Annotated in this window: 2 protein-coding genes; both read right to left on the bottom strand. The window is 62.5% G+C overall.

Annotated elements, in window-relative coordinates:
* On the bottom strand, positions 1–848 hold an 848-nt coding region (locus tag AC5JJ6_RS11100; protein ID WP_496042091.1), incomplete at its 3' end, for a branched-chain amino acid ABC transporter permease.
* 334 nt (positions 849–1,182) lie between these two features.
* Positions 1,183–2,126 (bottom strand): AMP-binding protein (locus AC5JJ6_RS11095; protein ID WP_496042090.1); only part of this gene is annotated, 944 nt, incomplete at its 5' end.

Genomic DNA, 2,126 nt, shown 5'->3' with positions numbered 1-2,126 from the left:
ATCATCAGGATGACGATCAGGACGTAGAAGGGGGCGATCTCGTACATGTTTCCCCAGTTGAGGAACTGGCTGTCGAAGAAGTGCGCGACGTTCTCCAGCAATCCGACGATCAGGCCGCCGATCACGGCGCCCAGGATGCTGTCCAGCCCGCCCAGGATCACCGCCGGGAAGACCTTGATGCCGAAGAAGGACAGGGCGGACGACACGCCGTTGACCGTCCCGACCACCACGCCCGCCACCGACGACACCATGGCGGAGATCGCCCAGCTCAGCGCGAAGACGGTGCGGACGGAGATGCCGAGCGACTGCGCCACCTGCTGGTCGAAGGCGGTCGCCCGCATTGCCAGACCCATCTTCGAATATTTGAAGAACCAGCCGAAGCCGGCCATGATGAACAGCGAGATGCCCAGGCTCATCAGGTAGACGCTTTGCACCTGAAGCCCGAAGACGCTGACCGACTGGGTTTCGAAAATCGGCGGGAAGGGCTTGGCGAAGACGCCGAACATCCACTTCATCAGGGCCTGGAAGAAGATCGACAGGCCGATCGTGACCATGATGACCGAAATGATCGGTTCCCCGATCATCGGCCGCAGCACGACGATCTGGAGAATGACACCGAATGTCATCATGAAGGCCAGCGTGATCAGGAAGCCCCAGACGAAGGGGATCTGGTAGGTCGTCAAAAGCCACCAGCAGGCCCAGGCCCCGATCAGCAGGAATTCGCCCTGGGCGAAGTTGACGACTTGGCTTGCCTTGTAGATCAGCACGAACGACATGGCCACGACGCCGTAGAGGGCGCCGACGATGATGCCATTGACGACGAGCTGGAACAGCAGGTTCCAGTTCATGGCGAGGTTCCCTCCCAGGCCGCGTTCTTGTTCTTGGCTTTGTTTTTGAATCCGGGAGCCGGCGGTTGCGACACTATCGCCACGCGCGGCCGTTCGGTGAATTCTATCGTATGGGGTATGGTCCCGGTCGCCGGCCGGGAATTGGCCCGACCGGCTAACCGAGGAGCGAATGGATGCGAAAACCATCCACCCTCCTGTGGCTCGATCTCAGAGTCTGGCGGATTTCCATCCGCCTGCTTGTGACCAGAGCCTAGGAGGTGCCGGGGGGCGCTCAGAACGTCCTCCGGCAGCTCCCTTCTACCCCAACTTCCCCGAAATTGCAACGCGCTCGCCATCACGCCGCCCGCTTCGGAAAGGCCGGGGCCGTGTCGCCCGGCGCGAGATCGACCACTTTCAGGACCGTCCGGATGCGCTGTTTCGTGCCGTCCTGGTAGGCGATGGTGGTGTCCACGTCGATGCTGGGGCGGCCGCCATAGATAGCGTCGATGATGGTGCCGTATTTCTCGGCGATCACGCTCCGGCGTACCTTGCGGGTCCGGGTCAGCTCGCCGTCGTCGGCGTCCAGTTCCTTGTAGAGCAGCAGGAACTTCCGGATGCGCTGGGCGTCGGGCAGGGTCTTGTTGACCGTCTCGACCTCGCGCCGGATCATTTCGTAGACTTCGGGGCGGCTCGCCAGATCGGTGTAGGTCGTGAAGGAGATCCGGTTCTTCTCCGCCCATTTCGAGACGATCGGGAAGCGGATGCAGATCATCGCCGCCAGATGCTCGCGCTGGTCGCCCAGGATGACGGCTTCGGCGACATAGGGGCTGAACTTCAGCTTGTTCTCGATGTACTGGGGCGAGAACCGGTCGCCAAGGCTGGTCGTGGCGATGTCCTTGATCCGGTCGATCACGACGAGATGTCCCGACTTGTCGAAATAGCCGGCGTCGCCGGTGTGCATCCAGCCGTCCCGCAGGTCGGCGGAGGCGGCTTCGGTCCCGAAATATCCCGCGAACATGTTGGGGTGGCGGGTCACGATCTCGCCGACGCCGTTATGGTCGGGGTTGTCGATCTTGACCTCGACAGCACTGTCGAACGGCTTGCCGACCGTATCGAAGTTCACGTCTCCCGCCGTGTGGATGGTATAGGCCCCCAGCGTCTCGGTTTGGCCGTAGAGCTGGCGCAGCGGCACGCCCATCGCCATGAAGAAGCGGAACGTCTCGGGTCCCAGCGCCGCACCGCCGGTAGCGGCTGACCGCAGGTTGGTGAAGCCCAGCCGGTCGCGTAGCGCCTTGAACA

The sequence above is a fragment of the Skermanella sp. genome, from assembly GCF_059503625.1.
Note: the sequence above shows the minus strand (reverse complement) of the source record. Positions and strands in the feature narration are given on the sequence as shown.